16 protein-coding genes are annotated in these 17,692 nt (G+C 53.3%); 13 read left to right on the forward strand and 3 right to left on the reverse strand.

All coding sequences use genetic code 11. The features are described 5' to 3' along the window. Nucleotides 1–27: 27 nt before the first annotated feature. The 11 genes from AC3Y7R_RS02675 (at nucleotide 28) to AC3Y7R_RS02725 (ending at nucleotide 10,863) form a co-directional block, all read left to right on the forward strand. On the forward strand, nucleotides 28–525 hold the full coding sequence (locus AC3Y7R_RS02675) for a TRAP transporter small permease (RefSeq protein ID WP_490040460.1): 498 nt from the start codon (nucleotides 28–30) through the stop codon (nucleotides 523–525). 26 nt (nucleotides 526–551) lie between these two features. Next, nucleotides 552–1,553, forward strand: a complete 1,002-nt coding sequence (locus tag AC3Y7R_RS02680) for a TRAP transporter substrate-binding protein (protein WP_490040461.1) — start codon at nucleotides 552–554, stop codon at nucleotides 1,551–1,553. A 67-nt stretch (nucleotides 1,554–1,620) separates the two neighbouring features. Beyond that, nucleotides 1,621–2,910 (forward strand): TRAP transporter large permease, encoded by a 1,290-nt coding sequence (locus AC3Y7R_RS02685; protein ID WP_490040462.1) that lies wholly within the window; start codon nucleotides 1,621–1,623, stop codon nucleotides 2,908–2,910. Nucleotides 2,911–2,987: 77 nt separating this feature from the next. Further along, nucleotides 2,988–4,595 carry a carboxyl transferase domain-containing protein gene (locus tag AC3Y7R_RS02690; protein ID WP_490040463.1) on the forward strand — a complete coding sequence of 536 codons (1,608 nt, stop codon included), beginning with the start codon at nucleotides 2,988–2,990 and terminating at the stop codon, nucleotides 4,593–4,595. Between the two features lie 2 nt (nucleotides 4,596–4,597). Further along, nucleotides 4,598–6,586 (forward strand): acetyl/propionyl/methylcrotonyl-CoA carboxylase subunit alpha, encoded by a 1,989-nt coding sequence (locus AC3Y7R_RS02695; RefSeq protein WP_490040464.1) that lies wholly within the window; start codon nucleotides 4,598–4,600, stop codon nucleotides 6,584–6,586. Beyond that, complete coding sequence (locus AC3Y7R_RS02700) at nucleotides 6,583–7,437, forward strand: hydroxymethylglutaryl-CoA lyase (RefSeq protein WP_490040465.1); 855 nt, start codon at nucleotides 6,583–6,585, stop codon at nucleotides 7,435–7,437. Before AC3Y7R_RS02695 ends, AC3Y7R_RS02700 begins: the two co-directional genes overlap by 4 nt. A gap of 21 nt (nucleotides 7,438–7,458) precedes the next feature. Beyond that, nucleotides 7,459–8,256, forward strand: a complete 798-nt coding sequence (locus tag AC3Y7R_RS02705) for a crotonase/enoyl-CoA hydratase family protein (protein WP_490040466.1) — start codon at nucleotides 7,459–7,461, stop codon at nucleotides 8,254–8,256. A 4-nt stretch (nucleotides 8,257–8,260) separates the two neighbouring features. Further along, the gene (locus tag AC3Y7R_RS02710) at nucleotides 8,261–8,863 is read left to right on the forward strand and encodes a biotin transporter BioY (RefSeq protein ID WP_490040467.1); all 603 of its coding nucleotides are present in this window, start codon (nucleotides 8,261–8,263) and stop codon (nucleotides 8,861–8,863) included. Continuing rightward, entirely contained in the window at nucleotides 8,860–9,555 is a 696-nt protein-coding gene (locus tag AC3Y7R_RS02715) for a CoA transferase subunit A (RefSeq protein ID WP_490040468.1), read from the forward strand. Before AC3Y7R_RS02710 ends, AC3Y7R_RS02715 begins: the two co-directional genes overlap by 4 nt. A 3-nt stretch (nucleotides 9,556–9,558) precedes the next feature. Beyond that, a complete protein-coding gene (locus tag AC3Y7R_RS02720; RefSeq protein WP_490040469.1) occupies nucleotides 9,559–10,206 on the forward strand; it encodes a 3-oxoacid CoA-transferase subunit B in 648 nt (215 codons plus the stop codon). A 180-nt stretch (nucleotides 10,207–10,386) separates the two neighbouring features. Further along, nucleotides 10,387–10,863 carry a GNAT family N-acetyltransferase gene (locus AC3Y7R_RS02725; protein WP_490040470.1) on the forward strand — a complete coding sequence of 159 codons (477 nt, stop codon included), beginning with the start codon at nucleotides 10,387–10,389 and terminating at the stop codon, nucleotides 10,861–10,863. Between the two features lie 442 nt (nucleotides 10,864–11,305). Here the strand turns inward: AC3Y7R_RS02725 and AC3Y7R_RS02730 are convergent, their stop codons facing one another. From AC3Y7R_RS02730 to hemB, 3 genes are all read right to left on the reverse strand, one after another. Further along, a complete protein-coding gene (locus AC3Y7R_RS02730) occupies nucleotides 11,306–11,863 on the reverse strand; it encodes a lipid-binding SYLF domain-containing protein (RefSeq protein WP_490040471.1) in 558 nt (185 codons plus the stop codon). A gap of 116 nt (nucleotides 11,864–11,979) precedes the next feature. Next, entirely contained in the window at nucleotides 11,980–12,366 is a 387-nt protein-coding gene (locus AC3Y7R_RS02735; protein WP_490040472.1) for a hypothetical protein, read from the reverse strand. Next, nucleotides 12,363–13,361 carry a porphobilinogen synthase gene (gene hemB / locus AC3Y7R_RS02740; RefSeq protein ID WP_490040968.1) on the reverse strand — a complete coding sequence of 333 codons (999 nt, stop codon included), beginning with the start codon at nucleotides 13,359–13,361 and terminating at the stop codon, nucleotides 12,363–12,365. The genes AC3Y7R_RS02735 and hemB overlap by 4 nt, the downstream gene beginning before the upstream one ends. A gap of 197 nt (nucleotides 13,362–13,558) precedes the next feature. On the opposite strand from hemB, the gene AC3Y7R_RS02745 reads away from it, so the two are divergent. Continuing rightward, nucleotides 13,559–14,080, forward strand: coding sequence for a component of SufBCD complex (locus AC3Y7R_RS02745; RefSeq protein WP_490040473.1), 522 nt, complete (start codon nucleotides 13,559–13,561; stop codon nucleotides 14,078–14,080). 54 nt (nucleotides 14,081–14,134) lie between these two features. Continuing rightward, nucleotides 14,135–17,581, forward strand: coding sequence for a transcription-repair coupling factor (mfd, locus tag AC3Y7R_RS02750; protein WP_490040474.1), 3,447 nt, complete (start codon nucleotides 14,135–14,137; stop codon nucleotides 17,579–17,581). The last annotated feature ends 111 nt before the right edge of the window (nucleotides 17,582–17,692 follow it).

Consider the following 17,692-nt stretch of genomic DNA (forward strand, 5'->3'; position numbering starts at 1 on the left):
CATACGTTAACCGAAGGGGAGGTCGGCATGAACGTTTTTGGAAAAGTCTTAGAAAAAATAGAGGACACCCTCCACATTGGAGGGTGCCTCAGCCTCTTGGCTGTCGCTGCGTTTATCAATGCTGATATTCTGCTACGCCTACTGTTTAACAGACCGGTTCAGATACAGTTTGAGCTTACAGAACTGTACTTAATGCCAGCCCTAGCAATGCTGTCATTGTCACGAGTTTTCCGTGACGGAGGCCATCTGGCACTTGAGTTTGTCCCCGAGTACTTGCCCGGTTTTATTGGCGCAGCAATCACGAAGTTACGATTATTGCTACCAGCGGCATTCTTTGCGGCCGTGACCTTCATGTCGGGTGAATTCTGTTTGCGCGCCTTGATCAACGGCGATGTTCAATACGGTGTAATCGATTGGCCTCTCAGCTTGGCCTACGCCGTAATTCCATTGGGTTGTGGCGTTCTTACGCTTCGGCTCATCCACGACGCTTTTGCAACTCGCGAAGGTGAAGCAATCACCAATTAACATTAGTTTCTAGGGAGGAAATCAAAATGAAAATTATGAATATCTTATCTACCGTCATCGCCGGAGTTGTTGCGTTCGGTGGCACCGCTGCGAGCGCAGAGACATTGCGTTTGGGGGATTTTCAATCCACGAGCCACATCGTTTCGCTTGAAGGCACAACCAAATGGATGGCTGCTGTTGAAAAAGTAACTGATGGGGCCATTACGTTTGAGCATTTTCCATCACAACAAGCAGCGAAGTCTAAAGCGCAATTGGACGCCGTTAATAATGGTATTCTTGACGCGGCCCTGATTGGCGCAATCTATCATAGCGAAGTACTGCCGTTGAATTCAGTCGTTGGTTTGCCCGGCTTCTCGGGCAATGCGGTTGCGGGAACTACTGCTCTGCAAGAAATGTTGCGCGAAGGGCCCTTGCGGGACGAGATTCTTGCGGCTGGTGTAACGCCGATTTACGGGTTCCTGTTGCCGCCCTATCAAGTCTTGGCCAAAACCCGTCTTGGTGGCCCAAAAGATTGGAACGCGCTTGATATTCGGACGTCTGGCTCCACACAGGCGCTCACCGCGCGCGCCTTGGGTGGTGTTGGCATTTCGATCCCCGGACCGGAAGTCTACACAGCCGTAGAACGCGGTCGTCTTGATGCCGTTCTATTCCCGCTGGCTTCTGTTCCCGGTTATAAATTGAACGAAGTTGTCAGCCATATTTCAACCAACGGCTCTTTTGGTGGCTTCAGCTTTGTGATGGTTGTTAAAACCGATCTTTATGAGTCACTTTCTGCCGATGTTCAGGCTGAAATGGTTCGTTTGGGGGCTGAAACTGCAACGCACCTTGCTCAAGCGCAAGACGCATCTGTTGTTGATCTTGTCAAAGAATGGTCCACTGCTGGCATCGATACATATGAGTTTACCGACGAAGAACTTGTAGAGGTTGTTGACGCACTTGGTCTGGTAAGTGCCGATTGGGTGGAGCGTATCGGTGGTGACCATGCCGAAGGCGTTATCGCGAAATATCGTGAATTAACCTCGCAATAAATTGCACAAAACCTAACCCAACAGGGCGACCAATCAAGGTCGCCCTGCTTAAAACGCGGGGACTTCAATGCTTACTTTCTTTGCCATACTTGCCCTTCTTGCATTGTTTATGATTTTTCGCATGCCGATTGCATTTGCAATGGGGCTTACAGGGTTCATCGGTCTTGCAACCCAGCTTGGCTGGCGCCCAGCATTTGCAGTATTAGAGCGCACATTTTTCGACTCGTCATCTTCATTCATTCTCGTGGCTATTCCGCTGTTTATCTTGATGGCTGAAATTCTGACGGCCGGGGATGTAACACGGCGCGCCGTATATGCCTGTCAGGCTTGGGTTGGGCATGTAAAAGGTGGCCTTGCGATGGCGACTGTCGCCGCCTCTGTTATTTTGGCCGCACTTGTTGGCAGCTCAACCGCCTCTACCGCTGCAATGGCCTCTTCCGCGTTCCCGGAAATGATCAAACACAAATACTCTGAGCGATTGGCCGCAGCCGTTGTCAGCGTAGGGGGCACTCTTGCGGTGGTCGTACCCCCCTCAATCGTTCTCGTCGTCTATGGCGTGCTAACCGAAACCTCAATCGGCAAGCTATTCATCGCAGGAGTTATCCCCGGATTGCTTACTGCTTGTGGCTTGGCTGTGGTCATTTCAATTATCGCAAGAACAACCGATCAGGCCCCCAAAGGCGACCCGTTTGTTTTCAAAAAAGCGGTAATCGAGACACGGCATGTGTTTCCAATGGCGTTGCTCATTATCTGCGTTATTGGCGCAATCTATGGCGGGATAGCCTCACCATCCGAGTCCGCTGCTTTAGGTGTCATGGGCGCGCTGGCCATTGTCATTTTTCAAAGAACCCTAAAGTTTTCAGCGTTCAACCATTCTGTCAGCCGCGCGATCAAAGCAACAGTGATGATTGTAGCCATCGTGGCTTGTTCCGCAATTTTCTCAAACTTTCTTGCCTTTACACGCATCACCCACAGCCTGATGGAGTTTGTGGCACAAACCGATATGCCGCGCGAAGTGATCCTCGGTATTATAATTGTATCCTTGTTGGTTATGGGCATGTTTATGGATCAGTTGGCGATCCTTTCGCTTGCAATGCCTCTCGCATTTCCGACAGCAATGGCGCTCGATTATAACCCAATCTGGTTTGGTATCGTGGTGACAAAGACAGTGGAGATAGGCCTGCTGACACCGCCCTTAGGTCTCAACGCTTACGTCGCTGCCGCACAGACAGGCGTGAAACTCGGCACAATTTTCAGAGGCATATTACCATTCCTTGCAATGGAAATCCTTGTTCTGATTATCCTTATTCTGTTCCCCCAAATAACGCTTTGGCTTCCAGCACTCATGCTCAAGTAGCGCGAAAGCACCACATAAACCGCCGATGGACGCCTTGAGAAATCAGGCGCCACACAAATAAACTACGGAGAATAATAATGGCGATATTGCAGAGCAATATTACAACATCCTCCCCCGATTTTTCCACAAATCGGGATGCAATGGAGCTACAAAACGAAGCAATTGCCGAAAAGGCGGCTCAAATCCTGTTAGGTGGACCAGAGGCATCAAGAGCGCGCCACATTGCACGCGGAAAACTACTCCCTCGCGATAGAGTAGCTGGATTGCTTGATCCTGGATCTCCATTTTTAGAAGTTGGGCTTTTTGCGGCTTCTGGTCTTTATGACGATGTTATTCCATCGGCTGGGGCTATCGCCGGCATTGGCCAGATTGAAGGCCGCGACTGCATGATTTTGTGCAACGATGCGACCGTCAAAGGCGGCACATATTTTCCAATGACGGTGAAAAAGCATCTGCGGGCACAAAAGATTGCAGAGGAAAACCACCTTCCATGCCTGTACCTTGTCGACTCTGGTGGCGCCAACCTTAACAACCAAGCTGAAGTTTTCCCTGATATCGATCACTTCGGCCGCATCTTTTACAATCAGGCGCGCATGAGTGCCAAAGGCATTGCCCAGATTGCCGTCGTGATGGGATCGTGTACTGCTGGCGGTGCATATGTCCCGGCGATGAGCGACCAGACCATTATTGTTAAAAATCAGGGAACAATTTTCCTAGCTGGGCCGCCTTTGGTTAAGGTTGCAACCGGCGAGGAAATTGACGCTGAAACGCTTGGGGGTGGCGACACACATACGCGCCTGTCAGGTGTGGCCGATTATTTGGCAGATGATGATGACCACGCGCTCGCGCTCGCGCGTGAGATTGTCAGCCACCTAGGGCCCGCACCCGCAGCAAACGTGGTACTGAAAACACCTCGCGCCCCACTCTATCCCGCGTCTGATATTATGGGCATCGTGCCTGCAGACGTGAAAACGCCCTATGATGTGCGCGAGATCATTGCGCGCCTTGTTGACGGATCCGATTTTGCCGAATTCAAACCTCTCTATGGCGCAACGCTGATCACAGGGTTCGCCCATGTAGAAGGCATGCCGGTTGGCATTATCGCCAATAACGGCGTCCTGTTTTCTGAGAGTTCTGAAAAAGGCGCGCACTTTATTGAGCTCTGTTGCCAGCGCAATATCCCAATCCTGTTCTTACAAAACATCACCGGCTTTATGGTTGGCTCAAAGTATGAGGCTGGAGGCATCGCCAAGGATGGCGCGAAGCTGGTTAATGCCGTCTCAACCGCCTCTGTTCCGAAAATCACCATTATCATTGGCGGATCATATGGCGCTGGAAATTACGGCATGTGCGGTCGAGCCTATAGCCCACGGTTTTTATGGATGTGGCCGAATGCACGCATTGCAGTGATGGGTGGGCCGCAAGCCTCTGGCGTGCTGGCAGATGTCACGCGCGCAGGAATTGAGAAGCGCGGCGGGACTTGGTCGGCTGAAGAAGAGGATGAATTCAAGCGCCCAACCATCGAGATGTTCGAAGAGCAATCCCAACCTTTATATGCCTCTGCACGGCTTTGGGATGACGGGATAATCGATCCACGCAAGACACGCGATGTGATCGCTCTCAGCCTCAAGGCGGCACTTAATGCGCCGATTGAAGATACAAAATTTGGCCTATTTAGGATGTAATGATGAAACCTCCATTTACTAAAATTCTGATTGCAAACCGTGGTGAAATTGCTTGCCGTGTTATCAAAACAGCCAAACAACTAGGCGTTGCCACTGTTGCGGTCTATTCTGACGCGGATGCAAATTCATTGCATGTATCAGGCGCGGATGAAGCGGTTCATATTGGCCCTTCAGCCGCGGCTGAAAGCTACTTGAAAGCTGATAAAATCATCGAGGCGGCGCTGGCAACCGGCGCGCAAGCAATTCACCCCGGATATGGGTTCTTGTCTGAAAACCCTGACTTCGTTGATGCGGTCGAGGCCGCAGGCCTTGCATTTATCGGCCCTTCGGCTGCTGCCATTCGTGCGATGGGCCTTAAAGATGCCGCCAAGGATCTAATGGTGAACGCTGGTGTTCCCGTGGTTCCCGGATACCAAGGCAGCAACCAAGACCCAGATTTTCTTGCCGCGGAGGCTGATAAAATCGGCTATCCTGTGCTGATTAAAGCCCGCGCCGGTGGCGGTGGCAAAGGTATGCGCAAGGTAGATGCACCCGCTGATTTTCAAGAGGGATTGCTCTCCGCTCAGCGCGAGGGGCAAAATGCCTTTGGCGACGCGCATGTTTTAATCGAGAAATTTATCACCTCGCCGCGCCATATCGAAGTGCAAGTTTTTGGCGACAATCACGGCAATGTTGTCCATTTATTTGAACGCGATTGCTCACTGCAACGTCGCCACCAAAAAGTAATAGAGGAAGCACCAGCCCCCGGCATGACACCAGAGGTTCGCGCCGCGATGACCGACGCTGCGGTGAAGGCTGCAAAGGCGATTGATTACTCCGGGGCAGGGACTATCGAATTTATCGTGGATGGGTCTGGCCCACTACGCGATGACGGGTTTTGGTTCATGGAAATGAACACCCGCCTTCAGGTCGAGCACCCCGTGACAGAAGCAATCACAGGCGTTGACCTTGTCGAATGGCAACTAAATGTTGCCGCAGGGGCGAAGTTGCCTGTGCAGCAGCAAGATATCTCGATAAATGGGCACGCTTTTGAAGCGCGCCTTTATGCCGAAGACCCGACCACAGGGTTTTTGCCAGCAACCGGAATTTTGCGCCACCTGTCATTTGATCCATCTGCGCGCAATGACACCGGCGTTCGGTCCGGCGATGAAATCACCCCGTGGTATGATCCGATGATCGCTAAGGTCATTACCCATGCAAGCTGCCGTGATGACGCATTGGACGCGCTGGTCACCGCACTGCAAGGCACCCATGTTGCTGGCACTGCTACCAATGCCCGCTTTCTGGCTGACCTTGCTTTGCATGAGGATTTTCAAGCGGGGCAATTTGATACTGGGCTAATTGAACGTGACTTGGAAAGTTTGACGCTCTCTATTCCACCTACGGATGCACATGTTGCATTCGGGGCGCTTGCGGCACTTGGGATTACTCCCGGCTCCTCCACAAATGGCTGGCGCTTGTGGGGGGAGGCCCATCATAAATTTGAAATGGATGCAGGTGACACTGCCATTCAAGGCACTCTAAGCCTTCATGAAGGTGGGGCCGTGACCGTAACTTGGGATGCTGGCAGCCTCACCCTTGCTGATATTCAAGTTAAAGGCACCCAATTTAGCGCGCGCACAGGGGCTACAAATGCCATTGTTCACGCGCAGGTTATTACGGATCAGTTGAACGGAGCGCGCCTGATTTCTGTTCTCACTGGTGACGTTTCACATGATTTGTATTTCCAAGACCCTCGCTCGTGCAGTGCAAGTTCTACCAGCCATGCCAATGCCGTTACCGCACCTATGACAGGGGTTGTGATACAACTCACCGCCGCTGTCGGAGACAACGTGCAAGAGGGGGATAAGCTCGGCGTAATGGAAGCCATGAAAATGGAAACGGCCCTTCTCGCGCCACGAGATGGGGTGATTTCCGAAATATTCTGTGTGGAAGGCGAGACTGTTGAGGGCGGTGCCACCCTGATCTTATTTCAAGAAGATACAGAATGAGCGACCAAGTTCTCGTATATGAGGTTGGTCCGCGAGATGGGCTGCAAAATGAAAAAGAGATCATTTCGACGGCCAAAAAGATCGCTCTCATCAATCTGCTGTCTTTATGTGGGCTGCGTAAAATCGAGGTCACCAGCTTTGTCTCCCCGAAGTGGGTGCCGCAACTGCGCGATGCACATGATGTCCTTACAGGAATAGTGCGCAACAAGGGTGTCGAGTACGCCGCCCTGACCCCAAACTTGAAGGGGCTTGAAGGCGCACGCAAAGCCAAAGCCGATGAGGTTGCAATATTTGCTTCCGCCTCTGAGGGCTTTAGTCAGAAGAACATCAACTGCACCATCGCGGAAAGCCTCGAGCGGTTTGAACCCGTCATGGCCACGGCCAAAGCCGCATCAATCCCCGTTCGCGGCTACGTGTCTTGCGTCGTAGAATGCCCCTATGATGGGGCCGTCGACCCGGACATTGTTCAAAAGGTTGCCAAAGCTCTGTTTGACATGGGGTGCTATGAAATCTCTCTCGGGGACACGATCGGGGCAGGTCGACCTGATACGGTCAAAACGATGGTTGAGGCCGTGAGTGATGCGGTGCCTGCCAAACATCTTGCAGGCCATTTTCATGATACTGGCGATCATGCACTTGATAATGTCAAAGCCTCTCTTGCCTTGGGCGTCAGGACTTTTGACAGCGCAATCGGTGGCCTTGGCGGCTGCCCATATGCGCCGGGTGCCAAAGGGAATGTATCGACGTCATCGCTCGTAAATATGCTGATTGACGAAGGTATTGAAACGGGAATTGACCGCGTTGCTTTGGCCGCAGCGGAAAAATGTCTCACTGAAATTGGGGTGCGTTAAGTCACCGCTTGAGGAATAATTATGTCTTATGAAACGATAAATGTTGAGATTGATCAACGCGGTGTTGCGTCTGTCGTCTTGGCGCGGCCACAAAAGCATAACGCGATGAACGCGCAAATGATTGACGAGTTGGCGCAGGCTGCACGAGAGCTTGAGGGCGATGATGGCGTGCGTGTTGTGGTGCTTTCGGCGCAAGGAAAAATATTTTGTGCGGGCGGTGATCTGGGTTGGATGCGTGATCAAGCCGACAAAGATCGCGCGGGAAAAATGGAAGGGGCACAGGCCCTCGCCTCCATGCTTGGCCTTTGGAATGCGCTGGCAAAACCTGTGATCGGGCGGGTACATGGTGCGGCTTATGGCGGCGGGATCGGTCTCGTTGCTGTTTGTGATATAGTTATTGCTACCGACAATTGCCGTTTTGCTCTTACTGAAACGCGCCTTGGTTTAATCCCCGCAACAATTGGTCCATTTGTTGTTGGCCGCATGGGCGAGGCGTTTGCACGGCAGGTGTTTTTCAACTCCAAACCCTTTGATACCGCGTTTTTAATTCGCGCAGGTCTCGTGGCTAAATCCTGCACTAACGACATGCTGGACGAGACTGTTGAAGAAGAAGTTTCTGCCTTTCTCGCATGCGCGCCTGGAGCTGTAAGTGACGCTAAACGATTGTGCCGCACGCTAGCAGGTAGACATCCCACAGCAATGGCAGACCTAACAGCAAATGCTTTGGCCGATCGCTGGGAAACATCTGAGACGCAAGAAGGCATTGCTGCATTCTTTGCTAAAGAAGAGCCATCTTGGCGTAAAAAGACGGAGAGCTAGACCCATGAACATGACACCAGTAAATTCATTACTCGCGCAATCAATTTGGGAGGAGAAAGATTACTCCCACCTGCGGCAAATGTCGTTAATAACTATAGGCGTATTGCTTCTTGTTGTTTGTGCCAAAATCTCTGTCCCCATGTGGCCCGTTCCGATCACAATGGGTACTTTTGCAGTCCTTGGCCTCGGGGCTATTTATGGTCCTCGTTTGGGGTTGGCGACTATCGCAACTTATCTCATCGTCGGCGCATTAGGATTTAATGTTTTTGCCAGTTCCTCTGCGCAAGAATATGGGCTGGCATACATGTCGGGCGCAACGGGTGGCTATTTGCTTGGCTATGTTTTTGCGACCCTTATAATGGGCGTGCTCGCCCGTCAGGGTTGGGATCGCTCGCCTCTCAAAATGGCTGGGGCCATGCTTCTTGGAAATATTGCAATATATGCCCCGGGATTGCTTTGGCTGGGTGTGTTTTATGGCTGGGATAAACCGATTTTGGCTTGGGGCCTGTATCCATTCATCATTGGCGACTTATTGAAATTGTCACTTGCCGCAATGCTTATCCCTGCAGCGTGGAAATGCATCAAAAGCAATAAAGGTTTAAAATGAGGAAAATATACACCAACGCCACCGAGGCTCTTGAGGGGGTCTTGAGTGACGGGATGTTAATCGCAGCGGGTGGATTTGGCCTTTGTGGTATTCCCGAATTGTTGATTGAGGCAATTAAGCGGGCTGGCACCAAGGGCCTCACATTTGCCTCTAACAATGCGGGCGTTGATGATTTTGGTATCGGGATTTTGCTCCAGACCAAGCAGGTCAAGAAAATGATCTCTTCCTATGTTGGCGAAAATGCTGAATTCATGCGCCAATATTTGAGTGGTGAGTTGGAGCTTGAATTTACCCCACAAGGTACATTGGCCGAGCGTATGCGTGCTGGCGGTGCTGGCATCCCCGGTTTTTATACCAAAACGGGCGTTGGCACAGTGATAGCCGAGGGCAAAGAGCACAAAAAATTCAATGGTGAAACTTATATCATGGAAGAAGGTATCGTTGCCGATCTTGCCATTGTGAAGGCATGGAAAGCAGATGAAACTGGCAATCTGATATTTCGTAAAACGGCGCGTAACTTTAATCCTCCTGCCGCTATGTGTGGCAAGATTTGCATTGCGGAGGTTGAGGAAATTGTACCCACGGGCAGTCTTGATCCTGATCTGATCCATCTGCCGGGGATTTATGTGCACCGTCTTATTCAGGGCAATCATGAAAAACGTATCGAACAACGTACAACGCGGGAGGCTTAGGCAATGTGGGATCGCAATCAAATGGCTGCGCGCGCAGCTCTTGAACTCGAAGATGGTACTTATGTAAATCTTGGTATTGGCATTCCGACTCTGGTGAGCAACTTCATTCCAGAAGGCGTAGAGGTAACGTTACAGTCAGAAAACGGCATGCTCGGTATGGGTCCATTTCCAACTGAAGATGAGATCGATGCTGACCTAATCAATGCTGGAAAACAAACCATCACAGAACTACCGCAAACTGCCTACTTCGATAGCGCTACATCTTTTGGCATGATCCGTGGCGGCAAAATTGCGATGGCGATCCTTGGTGCGATGGAAGTCGCTGAAAATGGCGACTTGGCCAATTGGATGATTCCGGGCAAGCTGGTTAAGGGCATGGGCGGGGCGATGGATTTAGTTGCAGGTGTTGGGCGTGTGGTGGTGGTTATGGATCATACAAACAAACACGGCGACAGCAAAATTTTGCCTGTTTGCACTCTACCTCTTACCGGCAAATCTGTAGTAGATCGGATCATCACCAATCTTGGCGTTCTTGATATTGTTGAAGGCGGCTTGAAAATCATTGAAGTCGCTGATGGTGTCACCGAAACCGAGCTACGTGCCGCAACAAAGGCCAAGATAATTCAACATAACCGTCACTATGGGGCATAATATCTTACCTAATTTTTACCCCATATCGGGGTCGTTTGCGGGAGAGTGTGAAATCCTACGTTAGTGCGTAGCAGCCGTTCGTGCAGCGCGCAGCAAATTCACTGAAGAGTCCCTTAGTGACAACGTTTTGCAATGCGGCAAGGTCTGCTTCTAAAGCGTTCTCGGAAAAGGAATAACGACTTGGAGAACACTGTCGCCATTCGGTATATTTTAGAAACCGATCATGGCCAGTGGCAAGTGCTGTGGGATCAGTACAATGAGTTCTATGGAAGAGCTGGCCCGACTGCACTTTCAGAGAATGTTGTTCAGTCCACTTGGCGAAGATTTCTCGAACCAAGCGAGCCCATGCATTGTTTGGTTGCCGAGTACGAAGGACGGCTTGTTGGCCTTGCTCACTATGTATTTCACAGAAACACTATTACGATAGAAAACACCTGCTATCTTCAGGACGTCTTTTCAACACCTACGCTACGTGGAAAAGGTATTGGGCGCAAACTAATTGCAGCGTTTTACAGCCAAGCTAGGCAAGCGGGAACTGTCGGGGTTTATTGGCATACTCATTCATCAAATAAGACCGCGATGAGCCTTTACGATAAGGTGGCCACGAACACTGAATTTGTTGTCTACAGGCATTCTATTGATACGAAGAATATCTGAAGCAGCCCTTCACGAGAGTGGCCTGAACGGCAACTAAGTCCCCCGACCTGTGAATTCGCGGTTTTAGATTTTCTGCGGCCTGCTCGAATGGCTGCAATCTCCGTCGCGTTGCAAACAAAAATTAGTCGGCAGTGCAGCATTTTCGGTGCTGCGAGCGCGTGCAGCGAAAATTCGAGACTTCTGCAATGGGCTCAAACCAGCCGTTAGCTGCAACATACACCAAAGTCCAGTTTGGGCCATTCGCTCGACTTTGCAAAGGCCACTACCTGCGCATAACTGCCGTTTAACACTTCAACCACAAATTACGATTTCGATTCAGCATGTCGGGCGATCATATCAACCCAAAATACGGATACTCGATTAATATTAGCTGAGAGAGCGGGGGCGCTGCCCCCGCGCCCCCGGGATATTTTAGGAACAATGATAGGGTGAAAGCGCGCGTCTAGGGGATGATGCGCGTGTATTTGTTGCCCTCGATTGTGGCACCTGCGATCAGGCCTGCTTGGCCGAAGACCACTGCAATCACGGGTGTCAGCGCCGTGGTGGTATCGACACCGAGGTTGCCGCCCTCGTTGGACACTGCGTAGCGCGCGTCGGCGCCGACCGTCCAGCCCGGCGCGCGGCGGAAATCACTGAGTGCTTCTTGTGTCATGAAGAACAGCGCGTGGGCATATTGTTGTGCGCCGATTTGGAAGCCGAATGTCGCCGCAGCCGTGGAGTAGTAATCCACCGTGGTGTCATTGACCCGCAACGCGCCGCGCCCATAAGAGCCGCCGACGCCAAAGCCCGCTTCCGAGATCAGCGGCATCATCAAGATGCCCGACGCCTTATTGGCGAGGTCCGTTGTGCCGCCAACATTGTTATAAAGGTAATCAAAGGCGCTATCGACGCGGGCGTCGATTTTAGCGCTGCCTTGTGAATTTATACCGTTGCCACAGGCCGCAAGCAAAGATGCGCTGCCGGAGGTCGCAAGAAAATTGCGCCGAGTTAGAATGCTCATGGAATCCGCCTATATTTATACTGCTCATGGCCTCTGAAACTGGGCCTTGTGGATAAAATACGCCGATTGGGCCGCGTTGTCACGCGAATTGCGTGACGCCGGTGGCGGGGTTTTGCCTACTCCGGCGGTATGGCGTCTGCATAGGTGGCCACAATTGCGGCGTATGCCTGTGGCGGGGACAACGTGAACACGCCTGCTTTGCCCTCGTCAAATACCGCGCGCCAAGCTTTGTAACCTTGCGTGAAAGCATCGGTGGTGGAGACCCCCTCCATGACCAGCTCAGCGCCCGTGAAAGCGGCGGCGGACAATGGCGCGTGGTCAACCTGAGGCCAGCCCTCATCTTCGGCATCATTTGAGGGCGCTAAAGTTACAGAGATGACCGCGCTATTGGCCGCATCCGCGCCCAAGTCTGCGGCGCTATCAATGTGCCCGATGGTGACGATCAATTGCGGGGTGTCATCGGTTCCCTCAAAGCTCCAAACCTGCCCTGTCGCGAGGGTCATGTGTTTAACAGCTTGGCGGCTTGTGGGGCGTAATAGGTCAAGATGCCGTCGCAGCCCGCGCGCTTGAAGGCCATTAGGCTTTCCATCATCACCTGTTCTTCGTTGATCCAGCCATTCGCGCCAGCGCCTGCGATCATCGCGTATTCGCCGGAGACTTGGTAGGCGTAGGTCGGCACGCCGAACTGGTCCTTCACGCGGCGACAAATGTCTAGGTAAGGCAAGCCCGGCTTGACCATGACCATATCCGCACCCTCGGATAAATCGCGCGCAACAAGACGCAAGGCTTCATCAGAATTGGCGGGGTTCATTTGATAGGTTTTCTTGTCGCCAACGAAAACGCCGGATGCGCCCACCGCGTCGCGGAACGGGCCGTAAAACGCCGAGGCATATTTGGCCGAATAACTGAGAATGGCCACATCTTGGAAGCCGTCAGCCTCCAGCGCGCCGCGCATCGCGCCGATGCGCCCGTCCATCATATCGGATGGGCCAAGGATATCCGCACCGGATTTTGCCTGTGCGAGGGCCATTTTGACCAGCGCGTCAACGGTCTCGTCGTTGACGATGATCCCGTCACGCACAAAGCCATCATGGCCGTTAATATTATACGGATCGAGCGCGATGTCGGTCATGATTGCCATTTCAGGCACCGCAGATTTGATCGCCGCCGTGGCGCGATTGGAGAGGTTGTCCAGCGACCATGCCTCCGCGCAGCTTTCAGTTTTCCGGGCTGGGTCAACATAGGGAAAGATGCAAATTGCCGGAATGCCAAGGCTATACGCCTGCTTGGCGGCCGTGACCGCGCGGTCAATTGTTAGTCGCGATACGCCGGGCATTGAGGCAATCGGATGGGCGTCATTGTCGCCCTCCATGACAAAAATTGGCCAGATCAGATCATCCACGCTTAAGGTGTTTTCCGCCATCAGGGCGCGCAAGGCGGGTGTGCGGCGCAGGCGTCGCAGTCGGGAAGTCGGGTAGGGGGCGGTGATCGGTGTCAGGCTCATCACAGGGGACTTTCTTGGGCGTGTTTGAGGTCGCGGTATTCACGCTTACAGTGGTGGCATGATTGCGGCATCATCTCAAGCCTTGGGTTTGGCTATTAACCCCCGTGAAACCCGCGGCTTGGCCTTTCCATCGCCGCAATGGCGCTCTAGGGTGCGCGCTCACGATCACCCCGTTGCACAAGGCCTTACGCGTGGATTTCTACACAACTGTTTTCGAGCTTATCAACATGCGCTCCTTCTCCAATCTTTGGTTCTGGATTATGCTGGCTTATGCGTGGTCTGCTGCGTCGCATTACGTGATCGGCGTGCCGTTTGATATGTTGGCGCGGGCGGCAAAATATGGCGGCGATCTGGAGACGGACCTCAAGGATTTGGTGCGCATCAATGCCGCTCGCTTCATCTACATTGCTGACATGTCCGGGTCCTGGCTGATTGGTTTTGCCTTCTTTGCGCTGACGGGCTTGGGGCTATTGGGCTTCGTCTACGGGCTGGAAATTTGTCAGGCTTTGTTCTTGATTGCAGCCCCGATGGCGGTGGTTTTCGCCCTTTCCGTGCGCTGTGCGCGCCGAATTGATCATAGCTCTATCAGTGATATTCGCTTGAAATTGAAACGCCACAGGTTGGCCGTTCAAGTGATTGGCATGTTTTCAATCCTTGTGACCTCAATGTGGGGGATGTTCCACAATCTGTCTGTGGGCGTGCTGGGTGGGTGATGAAGCCGTCGTCACCCGATATGAAGTCGTCACCCGATATGAAATAGGTCTGCTATGAAGAAAATGATCACCGTCTCTGGTGCCCCCGAGGGCTTTGACGCGCAGCTTGTGTTGCGCGAACTGGAACGTGGGCCGGTGATCCATGTTGCGCGCGACGATAAACGCATGGCTGCGATGCGCGCGGCGTTGCGGTTCTTCGCGCCCGAGGTTCTGGTGCTGGATTTCCCCGCTTGGGACTGCTTGCCCTATGACCGCATGTCGCCCAATGCCGATGTTGCGGCGGCGCGCATGGCAACGTTGGCAGGACTGGCACAAGGCCTGCCGGGACCGTTTGTCTTGCTGACGACATTGGCGTCTGCGACGCAATATGTGCCTGCGCGCGAGGTGCTGGAGGGCGCGTCATTCGTCGCCGAAGTGGGGCGTCAAATTGATGAGGCGGCCTTGCGTAGCTATTTGGTTCGTATGGGTTTTTCACAAAGCCCAACCGTGATGGAGCCGGGCGATTACGCGATCCGAGGTGGCATCATCGACATCTACCCGCCGGGCGATACAGGCCCCGTGCGCCTTGATCTGTTCGGTGATGTTCTGGACGGCGCGCGCAGCTTTGATCCTGCCACGCAACGCACCGTCCAAAAGTTGGACCGCATTGAGCTGGCACCTGTGTCGGAGGTCATTCTTGACGAGGCTGCGATTACGCGGTTCCGGCAAAACTACCGCATCGAGTTTGGTGCGGCTGGCACGGATGATCCGCTTTACGAGGCGGTTAGTGCTGGGCGAAAACATCAAGGGTTGGAACATTGGCTGCCGTTCTTTCATGCCCGCCTAGAGACCATTTTTGACTACCTGCCCAATGCGTCTGTGATGCTGGATGACCAAACAGAGCCGTCACGTTTGGCACGTTGGGACAGTATCGCGGACCAATATGATAACCGCACCGAGGCGCTGAAATCCAAGGCCCGCGTTGATAGCGTTTACAAGCCGGTTCCTCCGGGACTGCTGTACCTTGACGATGCTGCATTTAGGACGGCGCTGAGTGATACGCGTGTGGTGCAATTGGCGGCCTTGCCACAGGCAACGGGCTTTGGGGTGACGGATGCGGGCGGGCGTATTGGGCGCAACTTTGCACCGGAGCGTCAATCAGAAGATATAAATATTTTCAGTGTCTTGGCTGATCATCTTAATGCACTTCGCGCGGATAAGCCTGTGGTGATTGCCAGCTTCTCGGACGGCGCGCGCGAGCGGCTTCAGGGGTTGTTAGAAGACCAAGATATCCATGATGTTAAGCTGATACCCTCGTTCAAAGATGTCCGTGAGAGCGGTATTTATTTGACCGTTTGGGGGCTGGAGCAGGGCTTTACCTCGGCTGATCTTGCTGTGGTGTCCGAGCAGGACGTGCTGGGGGATCGCTTGATCCGGCGGGCACGCAAGGTGAAGCGGGCCGAGAACTTCCTGACCGAGACCCAAAGCCTGTCGCTGGGCGAGCTGATTGTGCATGTGGATCACGGCATCGGGCGCTATGTTGGGCTTGAAACCGTTACCGCCGCTGGCGCGCCGCATGAGTGTATTTTGCTGGAATATTCGGGCGGGGATCGGCTGTATCTGCCGGTTGAAAACGTCGAATTACTGTCGCGCTATGGCCATGATGAGGGGCTGCTTGATAAGCTAGGCGGCGGCGCTTGGCAGGCCAAAAAGGCCCGCCTAAAACAGCGTATCCGCGATATGGCCGACCGCCTTATCCGCATCGCCGCCGAGCGTGAATTGCGCCGCGCCCCGATTATTGAGGCCCCAGATGACATGTGGGAGGCCTTCTGCGCGCGCTTCCCCTATGACGAGACCGAGGACCAGTTAACTACTATTGAGGCGGTGATGGACGACCTTGCCAAAGGCCGCCCAATGGACCGCTTGGTCTGCGGCGATGTGGGCTTTGGCAAAACCGAAGTGGCGATGCGCGCGGCCTTTATTGCCGCCGCCTCTGGCATGCAGGTGGCGGTGGTTGTCCCCACAACATTGCTGTCGCGCCAACACACGCAAAGCTTCAAGGATCGCTTCCGTGGCTTCCCGATCAACGTGCGTCAACTGTCGCGTTTTGTTGGCACCAAAGAGGCCGCCGAGACCCGCAAAGGGCTGGCCGATGGCACCGTGGATATTGTCATCGGCACCCATGCGGTGATGGCCAAACAGGTGCACATCAAGAACCTTGGCTTGCTGGTTGTTGATGAGGAGCAGCATTTTGGTGTGCAGCACAAAGAGCGCCTCAAGCAGTTGCGATCCGACATTCACGTCCTGACATTATCGGCCACACCGATCCCGCGCACGCTGCAGCTTAGCCTGTCAGGGGTGCGTGAATTATCCATCATCGGCACGCCGCCGATTGATCGGTTGGCGATCCGCACTTATGTGTCGGAATTTGATACGGTTACGATCCGCGAGGCGCTGCTGCGCGAGCATTACCGTGGCGGGCAAAGCTTTTATGTAGTGCCGCGCGTATCAGATTTGCCCGACATTGAGGCATGGATGAAAGAACAGGTGCCAGAGGTTAAATATCTGGTGGCGCATGGTCAGATGGCACCGGGCGAGTTGGACAGCCGGATGAACGCCTTTTACGATGGCAAATATGACGTGCTGCTGGCCACAACTATTATCGAGAGCGGCATCGACATCCCAACCGCCAACACGATGATCGTGCACCGCGCGGATATGTTTGGCCTAAGTCAATTGTACCAAATCAGGGGCAGGGTGGGGCGCTCCAAGACCCGCGCGTATGCTTATCTGACGACAAAGCCACGCCAGAAATTGAACGCGGTTGCGGCCAAGCGCCTGCGGGTTTTGGGCTCGATTGATAGCTTGGGGGCAGGGTTCAACATTGCCTCGCAGGATTTAGACATTCGTGGCGCAGGCAATGTTCTAGGCGAGGAGCAATCGGGCAATATGCGCGAGGTTGGCTTTGAGCTGTACCAGTCCATGCTGGAAGAGGCGGTTGCCAAAATCCGCTCTGGCCAGATGGAGGGCCTGAGCGAGATTGACGACCAATGGGCACCCACCATTAACCTTGGTGTGCCAGTGTTGATCCCTGATACCTATGTGCCTGATCTGGACGTGCGTTTGGGGCTGTATCGTCGCCTAAGTGGGCTGACCACCAAGGTGGAGCTAGAGGGCTTTGCTGCCGAGTTGATCGACCGCTTTGGCAAGTTGCCGCGTGAAGTGAACACGCTAATGTTGGTGGTGCGGATCAAGGCGATGTGCAAACGCGCAGGTATCGCCAAGCTGAATGCAGGCGAGCGCGGGGCGACAATCGAGTTCCACAACAACAAGTTCGCCAAGCCCGAGGGGCTGGTGTCCTACCTGCAAGATGAGAGCAAAATGGCCAAGCTGCGCGACAACAAAGTTGTAGTGCGCGGCGAGTGGAAGCGCGAAGTCGACAGGATCAAAGGGGCTTTTGCTATCGCACGCGATCTGGCCGAATACGCAGGCACGTTCAAGCGGGCTAAGAAGGCAAAGTAGGATAATATTCGCAGGGATATTGGCGGCATCCCCCGTAATGTGATGTAATGTAGCCACTTTTTAGGCGATCCACACTTCGAGGCATATTTTGGGAAAAAGAGGCCAGTTGCC

The sequence above is a fragment of the Litoreibacter sp. genome, assembly GCF_058136045.1.